General features: G+C 66.0%; 12 protein-coding genes. 11 read left to right on the top strand and 1 reads right to left on the bottom strand.

What is annotated here, in order from left to right:
- Nucleotides 1–39 precede the first annotated feature (39 nt).
- The 8 genes from aroK (at nt 40) to ugpQ (ending at nt 8,082) form a co-directional block, all read left to right on the top strand.
- Nucleotides 40–594, top strand: a complete 555-nt coding sequence (gene aroK, locus WS46_RS27505; protein ID WP_059535597.1) for a shikimate kinase AroK — start codon at nt 40–42, stop codon at nt 592–594.
- Complete coding sequence (gene aroB / locus WS46_RS27500) at nt 591–1,670, top strand: 3-dehydroquinate synthase (RefSeq protein ID WP_059692381.1); 1,080 nt, start codon at nt 591–593, stop codon at nt 1,668–1,670. The genes aroK and aroB overlap by 4 nt, the downstream gene beginning before the upstream one ends.
- Before the next feature lie 41 nt (nt 1,671–1,711).
- Nucleotides 1,712–2,920, top strand: a complete 1,209-nt coding sequence (locus WS46_RS27495; RefSeq protein ID WP_059692380.1) for a deoxyguanosinetriphosphate triphosphohydrolase — start codon at nt 1,712–1,714, stop codon at nt 2,918–2,920.
- A gap of 90 nt (nt 2,921–3,010) precedes the next feature.
- Complete coding sequence (ugpB, locus tag WS46_RS27490) at nt 3,011–4,345, top strand: sn-glycerol-3-phosphate ABC transporter substrate-binding protein UgpB (RefSeq protein ID WP_059692379.1); 1,335 nt, start codon at nt 3,011–3,013, stop codon at nt 4,343–4,345.
- A 99-nt stretch (nt 4,346–4,444) separates the two neighbouring features.
- Complete coding sequence (gene ugpA, locus WS46_RS27485; protein ID WP_059692395.1) at nt 4,445–5,329, top strand: sn-glycerol-3-phosphate ABC transporter permease UgpA; 885 nt, start codon at nt 4,445–4,447, stop codon at nt 5,327–5,329.
- On the top strand, nt 5,326–6,171 hold the full coding sequence (gene ugpE, locus WS46_RS27480; RefSeq protein WP_059535604.1) for a sn-glycerol-3-phosphate ABC transporter permease UgpE: 846 nt from the start codon (nt 5,326–5,328) through the stop codon (nt 6,169–6,171). Before ugpA ends, ugpE begins: the two co-directional genes overlap by 4 nt.
- Nucleotides 6,172–6,203: 32 nt before the next feature.
- The gene (locus WS46_RS27475; protein WP_059692378.1) at nt 6,204–7,289 is read left to right on the top strand and encodes a sn-glycerol-3-phosphate import ATP-binding protein UgpC; all 1,086 of its coding nucleotides are present in this window, start codon (nt 6,204–6,206) and stop codon (nt 7,287–7,289) included.
- A gap of 28 nt (nt 7,290–7,317) precedes the next feature.
- Complete coding sequence (gene ugpQ, locus WS46_RS27470; protein ID WP_059692377.1) at nt 7,318–8,082, top strand: glycerophosphodiester phosphodiesterase; 765 nt, start codon at nt 7,318–7,320, stop codon at nt 8,080–8,082.
- A 164-nt stretch (nt 8,083–8,246) separates the two neighbouring features.
- Here the strand turns inward: ugpQ and WS46_RS27465 are convergent, their stop codons facing one another.
- The gene (locus WS46_RS27465) at nt 8,247–8,978 is read right to left on the bottom strand and encodes an OmpW family protein (RefSeq protein ID WP_059692376.1); all 732 of its coding nucleotides are present in this window, start codon (nt 8,976–8,978) and stop codon (nt 8,247–8,249) included.
- A gap of 193 nt (nt 8,979–9,171) precedes the next feature.
- Here WS46_RS27465 and WS46_RS27460 point away from each other — a divergent pair, with 193 nt between their 5' ends.
- From WS46_RS27460 to WS46_RS27450, 3 genes are all read left to right on the top strand, one after another.
- The gene (locus tag WS46_RS27460; RefSeq protein ID WP_059467849.1) at nt 9,172–9,885 is read left to right on the top strand and encodes a transposase; all 714 of its coding nucleotides are present in this window, start codon (nt 9,172–9,174) and stop codon (nt 9,883–9,885) included.
- A gap of 289 nt (nt 9,886–10,174) precedes the next feature.
- Nucleotides 10,175–14,878 carry a glutamate synthase-related protein gene (locus tag WS46_RS27455; RefSeq protein ID WP_059692375.1) on the top strand — a complete coding sequence of 1,568 codons (4,704 nt, stop codon included), beginning with the start codon at nt 10,175–10,177 and terminating at the stop codon, nt 14,876–14,878.
- 85 nt (nt 14,879–14,963) lie between these two features.
- Nucleotides 14,964–16,430: a glutamate synthase subunit beta gene (locus WS46_RS27450; RefSeq protein ID WP_059535614.1), complete on the top strand. Its 1,467-nt coding sequence runs from the start codon at nt 14,964–14,966 to the stop codon at nt 16,428–16,430.
- Nucleotides 16,431–16,609 lie beyond the last annotated feature (179 nt).

Raw genomic sequence — 16,609 nt, 5'->3', positions numbered from 1 at the left:
CTGCGCCACACACCAGCAAGATTCAAGCAGAGGAAGCCGTTGCAAGCGCGGGACCCACACGCAAACGTATTTTTCGTCGGCCTTATGGGAGCGGGTAAGACCACCGTGGGCCGTGCGGTCGCGCGCCGGCTCGACAGGACGTTCTTCGACTCCGACCACGAAATCGAGGCCCGCACGGGTGCGCGCATTCCGGTGATCTTCGAGATGGAGGGCGAGGCCGGGTTTCGCGATCGCGAATCGCAGGTGATCGCCGATCTGACGCAGCGCGAGAACATCGTGCTCGCGACGGGCGGCGGCGCGGTGCTGCGCCCCGAAAATCGCGATTGCCTGAAAGCCAACGGCATCGTCATCTATCTGCGCGCCAATCCGCACGATCTGTGGCTGCGCACGCGCAAGGACAAGAACCGCCCGCTGTTGCAGACCGACGATCCGAAGGCGCGTCTCGAAGCGCTCTACGAAGTCCGCGACCCGCTGTACCGCGAATGCGCGGACTTCATCATCGAGACCGGCCGTCCGTCGGTCAACGGCCTCGTCAACATGGTGCTGATGCAACTCGAACTGGCAGGCGTCGTCGCCAAGCCGCTACAAGCATGATTACCGTCAACGTCGATCTGGGCGACCGCGCCTACCCGATTCACATTGGTGCCGGCCTGATCGGCCGCACCGAGCTGTTCGCCCCTCACATCACCGGTTCGTCGGTCACGATCGTCACGAACACGACGGTCGATCCGCTCTACGGCGACGCGCTGCGCGCGGCGCTCGCGCCGCTCGGCAAGCGCGTCTCGACGGTCGTGCTGCCGGACGGTGAAGCCTACAAGAACTGGGAAACGCTGAACCTGATCTTCGACGGCCTGCTGACCGAGCGCGCCGACCGCAAGACGACGCTCGTCGCACTCGGCGGCGGCGTGATCGGCGACATGACCGGCTTCGCCGCCGCGTGCTATATGCGCGGCGTGCCGTTCATCCAGGTGCCGACGACGCTGCTGTCGCAGGTCGATTCGTCGGTCGGCGGCAAGACGGGCATCAACCACCCGCTCGGCAAGAACATGATCGGCGCGTTCTACCAGCCGCAGGCCGTGATCGCCGATATCGGCGCGCTGACCACGCTGCCCGATCGCGAGCTGGCGGCCGGCGTGGCCGAGGTCATCAAGACGGGCGCGATCGCCGATGCGGCATTCTTCGACTGGATCGAGGCGAACGTCGATGCGCTGAACCGCCGCGAGCCCGCCGCGCTCGCGCATGCGGTGAAGCGCTCGTGCGAGATCAAGGCGAGCGTGGTCGCGGCCGACGAACGCGAAGGCGGGCTGCGCGCGATCCTGAATTTCGGCCATACGTTCGGCCATGCGATCGAGGCCGGGCTCGGGTACGGCGAGTGGCTGCACGGCGAAGCGGTCGGCTGCGGGATGGTGATGGCGGGCGACCTGTCGGTGCGGCTCGGCCTCCTCGACGAAGCGTCGCGGCAGCGGCTCGATGCGGTGATCGCCGCCGCGCACCTGCCGGTCCGCGGGCCGGCGCTCGGCGATGCGCGCTATATGGACCTGATGCGCGTCGACAAGAAGGCCGAAGCCGGTGCGATCAAGTTCATCCTGCTGAAGCGATTCGGCGATACGCTGATCACCCAGGCGCCCGACGAAGCCGTGTTCGCCACGCTGGCGCAGACGACCCGGTAACGGCGCCCCGGATGCCCCGGCGCCCCTGACATGGAGGAGACGTGAGCGAGACATCCAGCAGCAAACCGTCCAAAGCCGGCCGCGCATCCGTCGCGGCGCTGGCCGAGCCGCCGACGCTGGCGGCGCTGGAAGCCCATCTCGCTCCGTATGCCGCCCATGCGTCGCAGTCGCGCGGCCGCCGCCATCACGAAACACCGCCGGCGGCGCGCACCGAATTCCAGCGCGACCGCGACCGCATCGTTCATTCCACCGCGTTCCGCCGGCTCGAATACAAGACGCAGGTCTTCGTCAATCACGAAGGCGACCTGTTTCGTACCCGCCTCACGCACAGCCTCGAAGTCGCGCAGATCGCGCGTTCGGTCGCGCGCAACCTGCGGCTCAACGAGGATCTCGTCGAAGCGATCTCGCTCGCGCACGATCTCGGTCATACGCCGTTCGGCCATGCCGGGCAGGATGCGCTGAACGCGTGCATGCGCGAGCACGGCGGCTTCGAGCACAACCTGCAGAGCCTGGCCGTGGTCGATGAACTCGAGGAGCATTACGGCGCGTTCAACGGCCTGAACCTGTGCTTCGAGACGCGCGAAGGCATCCTCAAGCACTGCTCGCGCGAGAACGCGCGCAAGCTCGGCGCGCTCGGCGAGCGCTTTCTGCAAGGCCGCCAGCCGTCGCTGGAAGCGCAGCTCGCGAACATCGCGGACGAAATCGCGTACAACAACCACGACGTCGACGACGGCCTGCGCTCCGGCCTGATCACGATCGAGCAACTCGCCGAAGTCGAGCTGTGGCAACGCCACTACGACGCCGCGCTCGCCGAATTCCCGCATCTGGAAGGCCGCCGCCTCGTCCACGAGACGGTGCGCCGCATCATCAACACGCTGATCGTCGACCTGATCGACGAGACCACGCGCAATCTCGCGCGCGTCGCGCCCGCGTCGCTCGACGACGTGCGCGCCGCGCCGCAGCTCGTCGCGCACAGCGAGGCGATCGCCGCGCAGGCGGCCGCCCTCAAGCGTTTCCTGTTCAAGAACCTGTATCGCCACTACAAGGTGATGCGCATGGCGAACAAGGCGCAGCGCGTCGTCACCGGGCTGTTCGACGCGTTCATCGACGATCCGCGCCTGCTGCCGCCGCCGTACCAGTCGGACGACGACGCGCACCAGCCGCGCCTCGTCGCGCACTACATCGCCGGCATGACCGACCGCTTTGCGCTGAAGGAATATCAGCGCCTGTTCGTCGTCAACGACAACTGACTGTCACAAACGATCACTAGACTTCGCCGGTTCAATGGCGACGGGAATGTTGCACACGCTGTTGGTAACGTTTTCATAGGAGAGAGGTCGATGAAGAAGAAGCCCGCGGGGACCATGATTCGCTCGATCGCGCTGGGCGGCGCGTTGATGTTCGGTGTGCAGCATGCGGCGTTCGCCGTGACGGAGATCCAGTTCTGGCATGCGATGGAGTCGGCGCTGGGCGAGCGCGTGAATGAACTCGCCACGCAGTTCAACGCATCGCAGAGCGACTACAAGATCGTGCCGGTCTTCAAGGGCACTTACGACCAGGCACTCGCGGCGGGCATCGCCGCCTATCGCAGCGGCAACGCGCCGGCGATCCTCCAGGTCTACGAAGTCGGCACCGCGACGATGATGCAGGCGAAGAAGGCCGTCGTGCCGGTGTACGACGTGTTCAAGCAGGCCGGCGTGCCGCTCGACGAAAAGGCGTTCGTGCCGACCATCGCGAGCTACTACAGCGATGCGAAGACGGGCCATCTCATGTCGATGCCGTTCAACAGCTCGACGCCGGTGCTGTACTACAACAAGGATGCGTTCAAGAAGGCCGGGCTCGATCCGAACCAGCCGCCGAAGACGTGGGCCGACGTGCAGGCCGCCGCGGAGAAGCTGCGCAAGTCCGGGATGACGTGCGGCTTCACGACCGGCTGGCAAGGCTGGATCCAGCTCGAGAACTACAGCGCGTGGCATGCGCTGCCGTTCGCGAGCCGCAACAACGGCTTCGACGGCACCGATGCGGCGCTCGAATTCAACAAGCCGCAGCAGATCGCGCACATCGCGTTCCTGCAGCAGATGCAGAAGGACGGCACGTTCACGTATGCGGGCCGCAAGGACGAAGCGTCCGCGAAGTTCTACAGCGGCGACTGCGGGATCCTGACGACGTCGTCGGGCGCGCTCGCGAACGTGCAGAAGTTCGCGAAGTTCAGCTACGGCACCGGCATGATGCCGTACGACGCGAACGTGAAGGGCGCGCCGCAGAACGCGATCATCGGCGGCGCGAGCCTGTGGGTGCTGGCCGGCAAGGATCCGGCGACCTACAAGGGCGTCGCGAAATTCCTCGCGTTCCTGGCCTCGCCGCCGATCGCCGCGAAGTGGCACCAGGAAACGGGCTACCTGCCGGTCACGACGGCCGCGTACGACCTCACGCGCCAGCAGGGCTTCTATGCGAAGAACCCGAGCGCGGAAACCGCGATCAAGCAGATGATGAACAAGCCGCCGCTACCTTATACGAAGGGGCTGCGTCTCGGCAACATGCCGCAGATTCGCACGGTCGTCGACGAGGAACTGGAGCAGGTCTGGGCGCAGAAGAAGTCGCCGAAGGACGCGCTCGATTCGGCGGCCTCGCGCGGCGACGAGCTGCTGCGCCGCTTCGAGAAGTCGGGCGGCTGATCCCGCATCGCGCTCGTGCCGCCGGCCGCCGCATCGCATATGCGAGCGGGCGGCCGGCGGCGCGGTTCCTTTCCCGTTTCGCCTGACCGGATGCCCGCGATGCAATCCCGTTCCCGTTTCGGCGCGAGCCTGCTGCCGTACCTGCTCATCGCGCCGCAGCTCGCGATCACCGCCGTATTCTTCCTGTGGCCGGCCGGCGTCGCGCTGTGGCAGTCGACGCAGATGCAGGATGCATTCGGCACGTCGAGTGAATTCGTCGGCTTCGCGAACTTCACGCACCTGTTCGCCGATCCGCTGTACCTCGACTCGTTCCGCACGACGCTGGTGTTCAGCTCGCTCGTCACGGTCAGCGGGCTCGTCGTGTCGCTGCTGCTCGCCGCGTGCGCCGACCGCGTGATCCGCGGCGCGCGCGTGTACCGCACGCTGCTGATCTGGCCGTACGCGGTCGCGCCGACGATCGCGGCCGTGCTGTGGGCGTTCCTGTTCAACCCGAGCATCGGGCTCGTCACCTATGCGCTCGCGAAGGGCGGCATCGTGTGGAATCACGCGCTGAACGGCGACCAGGCGATGTTCCTCGTCGTGCTCGCGTCGGTGTGGAAGCAGGTGAGCTACAACTTCCTGTTCTTCTACGCGGGGCTGCAGGCGATCCCGCGCTCGCTGATCGAGGCGGCGGCGATCGACGGCGCCGGCCCGGTGCGGCGCTTCTTCAACATCGTGCTGCCGCTGCTGTCGCCGACGAGCTTCTTCCTGCTGGTCGTGAATCTCGTCTACGCGTTCTTCGACACGTTCCCGGTGATCGACGCGGCCACCGCCGGCGGCCCCGCCCAAAGCACGAAAACGCTGATCTACAAGATCTTCACGGAGGGTTTCCAGGGCCTCGACATCGGCAGTTCGGGCGCGCAGTCGGTCGTGCTGATGATCATCGTCGTCGGCCTGACGGTGATCCAGTTCCGCTTCGTCGAACGCAGGGTGCAATACGCATGATCGAAAATCGCAAGGGCTTCGACCTGTTCTGCCACGCGGTGTTGATCGCGGGCGTCGTGCTGATCGTGTTCCCGGTGTACGTCGCGTTCTGCGCGGCGACGATGAACGCGCAGGAAGTGTTCACGATCCCGCTGTCGCTGGTGCCGAGCACGCACCTGCTGGAGAACATCGCTTACATCTGGGGGCACGGCAGCGGCGGCACGACGGCACCGTTCGGCCGGCTGCTCGTCAACAGCTTCGTGATGGCGCTCGGGATCGCGGTCGGCAAGATCGCGGTGTCGATCCTGTCCGCGTACGCGATCGTCTATTTCCGCTTTCCGTTTCGCAACACCGCGTTCTGGCTGATCTTCATCACGCTGATGCTGCCGGTCGAGGTGCGGATCTTCCCGACCGTGCAGGTCGTGTCGACGCTGCACTTGACGAACACGTACGCGGGGCTTTCGCTGCCGCTGATCGCGTCGGCGACCGCGACGTTCCTGTTCCGCCAGTTCTTCATGACGCTGCCCGACGAGCTGATGGACGCCGCGCGCATCGACGGCGCGGGGCCGCTGCGCTTTTTCTGGGACGTGGTGCTGCCGCTGTCGAAGACGAGCATCGCGTCGCTGTTCGTGATCACGTTCATCTACGGCTGGAACCAGTATCTGTGGCCGATCCTGATCACGACGGAGGCGTCGCTGTCGACGGCGGTGGTGGGCATCAAGACGATGATCGCGAGCGGCGACGCCGCGACCGAGTGGCAATACGTAATGGCGGCGACGCTGCTGGCGATGATTCCGCCGCTCGTCGTCGTGCTGGCGATGCAGCGCTGGTTCGTGCGCGGCCTCGTCGATTCCGAGAAATGAACCACGGACGGTAACCGGGAGAAGGACCAGGTATGGCTGCGCTGAGCTTGAAGGGTGTCAGGAAATCCTACGACGGCAAGCAGCACGTGCTGCACGGCATCGACGTGGAGATCGCCGACGGCGAATTCATCGTGCTGGTCGGCCCGTCGGGCTGCGGCAAGTCGACGCTGCTGCGGATGATCGCGGGGCTCGAGACGGTGACGGACGGCGAGATCGCGATCGGCGAGCGCGTGGTCAACGCGCTGGAGCCGAAGGATCGCGACATCGCGATGGTGTTCCAGAATTACGCGCTGTATCCGCACATGACGGTCGCGCAGAACATGGGCTACGGGCTGAAGATCCGCGGCATCGAGCGCGCGACGATCGACGCGCGGGTGGCCGCGGCCGCGAAGATCCTCGAACTCGAGCCGCTGCTCGCGCGGCGGCCGCGCGAGCTGTCGGGCGGCCAGCGGCAGCGCGTCGCGATGGGGCGCGCGATCGTGCGCGAGCCGTCGGTGTTCCTGTTCGACGAGCCGCTGTCGAACCTCGACGCGAAGCTGCGCGTGCAGATGCGGCTGGAGATCCAGCGGCTGCATGCGCGGCTCGCGACGACGAGCGTGTACGTGACGCACGACCAGATCGAGGCGATGACGCTCGCGCAGCGCGTGATCGTGATGAACCGCGGCTATGCGGAGCAGATCGGCGCGCCGGTCGACGTGTACGAGAAGCCGGCGACGGTGTTCGTCGCGGGCTTCATCGGCTCGCCGGCGATGAACCTGATGCACGGCCGGCTGTCCGAGGATGGCGCGACCTTCACGGTCGCGGGCGGCGGCCCGGCGCTGCCGGTTGCCTGCGCGCCCGGCATCGGCACCGCGATCGCCACGGGGCGCGACTGGGTGCTCGGCGTGCGGCCGGAGCACATGACGCCGCAGCCGGGTGTCGCGCAGGCGACGCTGCCGGTCGACTCGTGCGAGCTGCTCGGCGCGGACAACCTCGCGCACGGACGCTGGGGCAACCACGACGTCGCGGTGCGCCTGCCGCACGCGGATCGTCCCGCGCGCGGCACGGCGCTGGCCGCCGCGCTGCCCGCGCATCGGCTGCACTTCTTCGATCCCGAGACCGGCAAGCGTGCCGGCTGACCCTGACGCACCCGCTGAGAGGCGCACGATGACTTTCCGTTCCGACTGGCCTTATCCGCGCGTCGTCGCCCATCGCGGCGGCGGCACGCTCGCGCCGGAGAACACGCTCGCCGCGTTCGACGAAGGCGCGCGACGCGGTCACCGGATGGTCGAGTTCGACGCGAAGCTGTCCGCCGACGACGTGAGCTTCCTGCTGCACGACGACACGGTCGACCGCACGTCGAACGGCAGCGGGCCGGCAGCGGGCATGCGCTACGCGGCGCTGGCCGCGCTCGACGCCGGCGCCTGGTTCGACGCGCGTTTCGCGGGCGAGCGGATGCCGACGCTCGAGGCGGCGGCGGCGCGCTGCATCGCGCACGGGCTGGCGGCGAACGTCGAGATCAAGCCGTGCCCGGGCCGCGAGCGCGACACCGGGCAGCGGGTGGCGGCCGATGCGGCCGCGTACTGGCACGGCGCCGCCGTGCCGCCGCTGCTGTCGTCGTTCTCGTTCGACGCGCTGCAACAGGCGCGCGCAAGCGCACCGGCGCTGCCGCGCGGGATGCTGTACGAGGCGGTGCCGGACGACTGGCACGCGCAGGTCGTCGGCGCGCTCGGCTGCGTATCGTTGCATGCGAACCACAAGACGCTCGACGAACCGCTCGTGCGCGCGATCAAGGCGGCCGGGCTGCGCATCCTGGTCTACACGGTCAACGACCTCGCCCGGGCGCGCGAACTCGTGCGCTGGGGCGTCGATGCGGTCTGCACGGACCGCATCGACCTGATCGGCCCCGAGGCACTGGACGACATCACGTAGCGAGCGGTCCCGCGCGATGATGGATGCGGGAAAACCCTGAGACAAAAAAACGACGCCCCGGCGGGATTTCCGTCGGGGCGTTTTGCGTCGAGGAGACGTTACGTCACGAAAAATCCGCTACAAATTGCAGCAGGATTAACCATTCCCCAAATATTCGACTACGCTTAGAAGCGGTAGCCGACGTTCAGGTACGTGACGATCGGGTTGAGCGAGATCTTCGCTTTCGACGTTTCGGTCAGGGTGCCGACCGGCGTCCGGCGGGCGGTCGTGAAGGTCGCGGTCACGCTGACCGGGATGTACGAGATCGACAGGCCCCCGAACCAGTGCTTCGTGAAGTTGTACGTGAAGCCGGCGTTGAGCACGGGCGCCCACTGGTTGCTGGTCGTGGCGCTGGTCGGGCCGCCGAGCACGCCGTTCTCGAAGCTGCTGTTCGTGATCTTTGCGCCGGTGAACCAGACATACGTCGCGCCGACGCCGAGATACGGACGGAACTTCGCGTTGGCGTCGTTGAAGTGATAGCGAAGCAGGACGGCGGGGCTCCACTGGTACGCACGGCCGAGTACGCCGAACTTTTCGAACTGACCCTTGCCGGTAATGTCGAACTTCGGCGGTATCCCCATGACGAGCTCGGTGGAGATGTGGTCGGTGACGAAGTAGCCGGCGGCGAGCCCGAGCGTATCGGCGTCGTTGATGCCTGCGCCGGTGTTGGGAATCGATTGGTTGATGGGCGTGCCGCCGACGCGGTACAGGAACAGCGGATCGCTGCTGTCCTGCGGCGACAGGTGGAACCAGCCGGTGCTGACGTAGAAATCACCTGCGGATTGTGCTTGTGCCGCACCGCTCGCAAACGTGAATGCGAGCGCTGCAGCCCCCGTAATGGCCAGTTTTCGTTTCATTGTGTCTCCTCCGATCTAAGGCGTGCTCATTATGACGACTGCGTTTAAAACCAAACAAGCTCGTAAGTTAGAGTTTTCACCCTAGGATTAGTACGACCGTACGCTTCCGCGCCCCGCCGGGATTGGCATTCTACGCAGGTGCGCAATTTCGGACCTTCGGGTATTTCCTAACGCGTTCAAACGGACATTCAGCATGGCACGGTTAGCACGACTCTACGTTCCCGACCAGCCGCAGCACGTGATACTGCGCGGCCTGGATCAGCAACCCGCGTTCGTCGACGACCAGGACTACGAACTCTTCATCGATTGTCTGAAGGCCGCGGCACGCGATCATCACCTTTCGGTGCATGCCTACGTGCTGCTTCCGCGTCAGGTGCAGCTCCTCGTGACGCCGAGCGACGAGGCAAGCCTGCCGAAGGCAATGCAGGCGGTCGGTCGCCGCTACGTCGCGCATTTCAACCGACGTTATTCGCGTCGCGGCACCTTGTGGGAAGGCCGCTATCGCGCGACCGTGATCGAAGGCGAGCGCTATTTCCTGCTCGCGAGCCGCGTGGTCGAGATGAGCCCGGTGCGCTCGCAGCTGGTCGCGACGGCCGACGCCTATCGCTGGTCGAGCTATCGGCACCACGTCGGGCTCACCGTCGACAGCCTGATCACCGACCATCCGCTCTACTGGGCACTCGGCAACACGCCATTCGATCGTCAGCGTGCGTACAAGGAGCTTTGCGAGCAGCCGCTCGACGAGCGGCAGGCCGACCAGCTCCAGCAGGCGACGCTGAAGGGCTGGGTGCTCGGCGGCGAGAACTACCGCGAGTGGGCGGCGCGCACCGCGAACCGCCGCGTGTCGCCGCTGCCGCGCGGACGCCCCAGAAAGGTGCGTGAAAATACCCCGCCGATCCAGCAGTAACGCGGGAAAGGCGGATCACGAGGCGGCGCCGCGGGCGCCGCTTCTTTTTGCACCAAAACGATGCGGCCCCAATAAAACAGCACCAGATCAGAGCATGCGTTTAATTGGGGTTCGATCAAGCGGTTTTTGTTGCTATTCCTTTGATTCGTCGCGTATATTCCGAATTCCGGTGGCCCGGGTGAAGCTCGCCCAACCACTGTCGGCCGTGCCGTCTCCCGTCGGGAGCGGGATCGACGGCAACAAAAAAATGGTTCAACGGCCCTCGCGGCCCCTTTACGACGGTGTCCCCATGAACGACCACCAGCAGCCGCTCGCCGCGGTGCCCGCCGCACAAGGTCTGTACGACCCGCAAAACGAACACGACGCCTGCGGCGTCGGCTTCGTCGCTCACATCAAGGGCAAGAAGAGCCACGAGATCATTCAGCAGGGTCTGAAGATCCTGGAGAACCTCGATCACCGCGGCGCGGTCGGTGCCGATCCGCTGATGGGCGACGGCGCCGGCATCCTGATCCAGATTCCGGACGCGTTCTATCGCGAGGAAATGTCGAAGCAGGGCGTGACGCTGCCGCCGGCCGGCGAATACGGGGTCGGGATGATCTTCCTGCCGAAGGAAAACGCGTCGCGTCTCGCGTGCGAGCAGGAGCTCGAGCGGACGGTGCGGGCAGAAGGTCAGGTCGTGCTCGGCTGGCGCGACGTGCCGGTCGACCATGCGATGCCGATCTCGCCGACAGTGAAGGCGAGCGAGCCGCTGATCCGCCAGATCTTCATCGGGCGCGGCAAGGACATCATGGTGACGGACGCGCTCGAGCGGAAGCTGTACGTGATCCGCAAGACGGCGAGCCACCGCATCCAGGCGCTGAAGCTCAAGCACGGCAAGGAATACTTCGTGCCGTCGATGTCGGCGCGCACGATCGTCTACAAGGGGCTGCTGCTGGCGGGCCAGGTCGGCGTGTACTACCGCGACCTGCAGGACGGGCGCGTCGTGTCGGCGCTCGCGCTCGTGCACCAGCGCTTCTCGACCAACACGTTCCCGGCATGGGAGCTGGCTCACCCGTACCGGATGATCGCGCACAACGGCGAGATCAACACCGTGAAGGGCAACGTGAACTGGCTGAACGCGCGTACCGGCGCGATCGCGTCGCACGTGCTCGCGGACGACCTGCCGAAGCTGTGGCCGCTGATCTACCCGGGCCAGTCGGACACCGCGTCGTTCGACAACTGTCTCGAACTGCTGGTGATGGCCGGCTACCCGCTCGTGCACGCGGTGATGATGATGATCCCGGAAGCCTGGGAACAGCACACGCTGATGGATGAGAACCGCCGCGCGTTCTACGAATACCACGCCGCGATGATGGAGCCGTGGGACGGCCCCGCCGCGATCGCGTTCACGGACGGCCGCCAGATCGGCGCGACGCTCGACCGCAACGGCCTGCGCCCGGCGCGCTACATCGTGACCGACGACGACCTCGTGATCATGGCGTCGGAAGCCGGCACGCTGCCGATCCCCGAATCGAAGATCGTCAAGAAGTGGCGTCTGCAGCCGGGCAAGATGTTCCTGATCGACATGGAACACGGTCGCATCATCGACGACAAGGAACTCAAGGACAACCTCGCGAACGCGAAGCCGTACAAGAGCTGGATCGACGCCGTGCGCATCAAGCTCGACGAGATCGAGCCGAAGGCCGAGGACGTCGCGGCCGGTCGCACGCAGGGCGCGGCGCTGCTCGATCGCCAGCAGGCGTTCGGCTACACGCAGGAAGACCTGAAGTTCCTGATGGCGCCGATGGCGCAGCAGGGCGAGGAAGCCGTCGGCTCGATGGGCAACGACTCGCCGCTCGCGGTGATGTCGAACAAGAACAAGACGCTCTATCACTACTTCAAGCAGCTGTTCGCGCAGGTCACGAACCCGCCGATCGATCCGATCCGCGAGAACATGGTCATGTCGCTCGTGTCGTTCATCGGCCCGAAGCCGAACCTGCTCGACACGAACAACATCAACCCGCCGATGCGTCTCGAAGTGTCGCAGCCGGTGCTCGACTTCAAGGACATCGCGAAGATCCGCGCGATCGACCAGTACACGGGCGGCAAGTTCAGCGCATACGAACTGAACATCTGCTATCCGGTCGCATGGGGCAAGGAAGGCATCGAGGCACGCCTCGCGTCGCTGTGCGCGGAAGCCGTCGACGCGGTCAAGTCGGGCTACAACATGCTGATCGTGTCGGACCGCAAGACGGACGCCGAGCACGTCGCGATTCCGGCGCTGCTCGCCACGTCGGCGATCCACACGCACCTCGTCCAGCAAGGGCTGCGCACGAGCACGGGCCTCGTCGTCGAGACGGGCTCGGCGCGTGAGACGCACCACTTCGCGCTGCTCGCGGGCTATGGCGCGGAAGCCGTGCACCCGTACCTCGCGATGGAAACGCTCGCGAAGATGGCGGAAGGCCTGCCGGGCGACCTGTCGCCGGAGAAGGCCGTCTACAACTTCACGAAGGCGGTCGGCAAGGGCCTGCAGAAGGTGATGTCGAAGATGGGCATCTCGACGTACATGTCGTACACGGGCGCGCAGATCTTCGAAGCGCTCGGCCTGTCGAGCGACCTCGTCGAGAAGTACTTCAAGGGCACGGCCTCGAAGGTCGGCGGCATCGGCCTGTTCGAAGTCGCGGAAGAGGCGATCCGCCTGCACCGCGATGCGTTCGGCGACAACCCGGTCCTGCGCGACATGCTCGACGCGGGCGGCGAGTACGCGTACCGCGTGCGCGGCGAAGATCACATGTGGACGCCGGACTCGATCGCGAAGCTCCAGCACGCGACGCGCAGCAACTCGTACCAGACGTACAAGGAATACGCGCACCTGATCAACGACCAGACCAAGCGTCACATGACGTTCCGCGGCCTGTTCGAGTTCAAGGTCGAGCCGACCAAGGCGATCCCGATCGACGACGTCGAGCCGGCGAAGGACATCGTCAAGCGCTTTGCGACGGGCGCGATGTCGCTCGGTTCGATCAGCACCGAAGCGCACGCGACGCTCGCGATCGCGATGAACCGGATCGGCGGCAAGTCGAACACCGGCGAAGGCGGCGAGGACGAGAAGCGCTACCGCAACGAACTGCGCGGCATTCCGATCAAGTCGGGCGAGACGCTGAAGTCGGTGATCGGCGACGAGATCGTCAGCGACATTCCGCTGAAGGACGGCGATTCGCTGCGCTCGAAGATCAAGCAGGTCGCGTCGGGCCGCTTCGGCGTCACCGCCGAATACCTGGCATCGGCCGACCAGATCCAGATCAAGATGGCGCAGGGCGCGAAGCCGGGCGAAGGCGGCCAGTTGCCGGGCCACAAGGTGTCGGAATACATCGGCAAGCTGCGTTACTCGGTGCCGGGCGTCGGCCTGATCTCGCCGCCGCCGCACCACGACATCTACTCGATCGAGGATCTGGCGCAGCTGATCCACGACCTGAAGAACGTGAACCCGAGCTCGAGCATCTCGGTGAAGCTGGTGTCGGAAGTCGGCGTCGGCACGGTCGCGGCCGGTGTCGCGAAGGCGAAGGCCGACCACGTCGTGATCGCCGGCCATGACGGCGGGACGGGCGCATCGCCGCTGTCGTCGGTCAAGCATGCGGGCACGCCGTGGGAACTCGGCCTCGCCGAAACGCAGCAGACGCTGGTGCTGAACCGCCTGCGCGGCCGCATCCGCGTGCAGGCCGACGGCCAGATGAAGACGGGCCGCGACGTCGTGATCGGCGCGCTGCTCGGCGCGGACGAATTCGGCTTCGCGACGGCGCCGCTCGTCGTCGAGGGCTGCATCATGATGCGCAAGTGCCACCTGAACACGTGCCCGGTCGGCGTCGCGACGCAGGATCCGGTGCTGCGTGCGAAGTTCAAGGGCCAGCCCGAGCACGTCGTGAACTACTTCTTCTTCGTCGCAGAGGAAGTGCGCGAGATCATGGCGCAGTTCGGCATCGCGAAGTTCGACGACCTGATCGGCCGCGCCGACCTGCTCGACACCCGCAAGGGCATCGAGCACTGGAAGGCGAAGGGCCTCGACTTCTCGCGCGTGTTCTACCAGCCGGAAGAATGCGAGGACGTCGCGCCGCGTCACGTCGACGTGCAGGATCACGGCCTCGAGCGCGCGCTCGACCACGTGCTGATCGAAAAGGCGAAGGCCGCGATCGAGAACGGCGAGCACGTGTCGTTCATCCAGCCGGTGCGCAACGTGAACCGCACGGTCGGCGCGATGCTGTCGGGCGTGATCGCGAAGAAGCACGGCCACGACGGCCTGGCCGACGACGCGGTGCACATCCAGCTGAAGGGCACGGCCGGCCAGAGTTTCGGCGCGTTCCTCGCGAAGGGCGTGACGCTCGACCTCGTCGGCGACGGCAACGACTACGTCGGCAAGGGCCTGTCGGGCGGCCGGATCATCATCCGTCCGACCAACGACTTCCGCGGCAAGTCCGAGGAAAACATCATCTGCGGCAACACGGTGATGTACGGCGCGATCGAAGGCGAATCGTTCTTCCGCGGCGTCGCGGGCGAGCGCTTCTGCGTGCGTAACTCGGGCGCGACGGCGGTCGTCGAAGGCACGGGCGACCACGGTTGCGAATACATGACGGGCGGCACGGTCGTCGTGCTCGGCGAAACCGGGCGCAACTTCGCGGCCGGCATGTCGGGCGGTCTCGCGTACATCTACGATCCGGAAGGCACGTTCGCGGCGAAGTGCAACAAGTCGATGGTCGCGCTCGAGCCGGTGCTGCAGCAGGCCGAGCAGGAGCGCACGGTCGACCGCGCGCTCTGGCATGAGGGCACGACGGACGAAGCGTTGCTCAAGGGGCTCGTCGAGCGTCATTTCCAGTTCACGGGTTCGCCGCGCGCGAAGTCGCTGCTGGAAAACTGGGACGCGGCGCGCCGCCAGTTCGTGAAGGTGTTCCCGCACGAATACAAGCGCGCGCTGGGCGAGATCGGCGCGAAGAAGGCGGCGAAGGAAGTGCTGGCCGCCTGAACGACGAACGACATAGCGAATGCCGCGCGCGCATGATTGCCGCGCGCGGCACCCCCACCCGATACACCGAACAGAAGAGCACCTTATGGGCAAGGCAACCGGTTTTCTGGAGTTCGAACGCCGCCACGAGGCGTACGAAGCACCGCTCACGCGCGTGAAGCACTACAAGGAATTCGTCGCGGCACTGACCGACGCGGACGCGAAGGTCCAGGGCGCGCGCTGCATGGACTGCGGCATCCCGTTCTGCAACAACGGCTGCCCGGTCAACAACATCATCCCGGACTTCAACGATCTCGTTTACCGCCAGGACTGGCAGCAGGCGATCGAAGTCCTGCATTCGACCAACAACTTCCCCGAGTTCACGGGCCGCATCTGCCCGGCGCCGTGCGAGGCAGCCTGCACGCTCGGGATCAACGACGATCCGGTCGGCATCAAGTCGATCGAGCACGCGATCATCGACAAGGCCTGGGCGGAAGGCTGGGTGAAGCCGCTGCCGGCCGAGCACAAGACGGGCAAGAAGGTCGCGGTCGTCGGTTCCGGCCCCGCGGGTCTCGCGGCCGCGCAGCAGCTCGCGCGCGCCGGCCACGACGTGACGGTGTTCGAGAAGAACGACCGCATCGGCGGCCTGCTGCGTTACGGGATCCCCGACTTCAAGCTCGAGAAGTGGCTGATCGATCGCCGCATGCGCCAGATGGAAGCGGAAGGCGTGACGTTCCGCACCAGCGTGTTCATCGGCAAGGACGCGCTGCCGGACTCGATCGGCAACATGGCGAAGGAAACCATTTCGCCGGAGACGCTGAAGGAAGAATTCGACGCGGTCGTGATCGCGGGCGGTTCGGAAACGCCGCGCGATTTGCCGGTGCCGGGCCGCGAGCTCGCCGGCGTGCATTTCGCGATGGACTTCCTGCCGCAGCAGAACCGCGTGAACGCGGGCGACAAGCTCGTCGACCAGCTGCTCGCGAAGGGCAAGCACGTGATCGTGATCGGCGGCGGCGATACGGGTTCGGACTGCGTCGGCACGTCGAACCGTCACGGCGCGAAGCAGGTCACGCAGTTCGAACTGCTGCCGCAGCCGCCGGAAGAGGAAAACAAGCCGCTCGTGTGGCCGTACTGGCCGATCAAGCTGCGCACGTCGTCGTCGCACGAGGAAGGCTGCGAGCGTGACTGGGCGGTCGCGACGAAGCGTCTCGAAGGCAAGAACGGCAAGGTCGAGAAGCTGATCGCGGTGCGCGTCGAGTGGAAGGACGGCAAGATGCAGGAAGTGCCGGGCTCCGAGTTCGAGATGAAGGCCGACCTGGTGCTGCTCGCGATGGGCTTCACGCAGCCGGCAGCCACCGTGCTCGAGGCGTTCGGTGTCGCGAAGGACGCACGCGGCAACGCGCGCGCGGCGACCGAGGGCGATCGCTCGTACTACACGTCGGTCGACAAGGTGTTCGCGGCAGGCGACATGCGCCGCGGCCAGTCGCTCGTCGTCTGGGCGATCCGCGAAGGCCGCCAGTGCGCGCGCTCGGTCGACGCGTACCTGATGGGGCATTCGGAACTGCCGCGCTGAGCTGAAGCGCGCGAGCGGTTTTCGAGGAAAACCGGGCGTCCGAATGGGCGCCCGGTTTTTTTATGGTGCGGCGTACCGTCGGTAATCAATCGTCCGCAGGCAGGCATCCGTCGTCCGCTGTCGCCTCGCCGCGCGCCCCGCATCTTTCCGAAGCGTCGCCTAACCTGATCACACCAGGT

The organism is Burkholderia sp. RF4-BP95 (genome assembly GCF_001521985.1).
Lineage (GTDB): Bacteria > Pseudomonadota > Gammaproteobacteria > Burkholderiales > Burkholderiaceae > Burkholderia > Burkholderia diffusa.
This window is presented reverse-complemented; position numbering and strand designations above follow the sequence as displayed.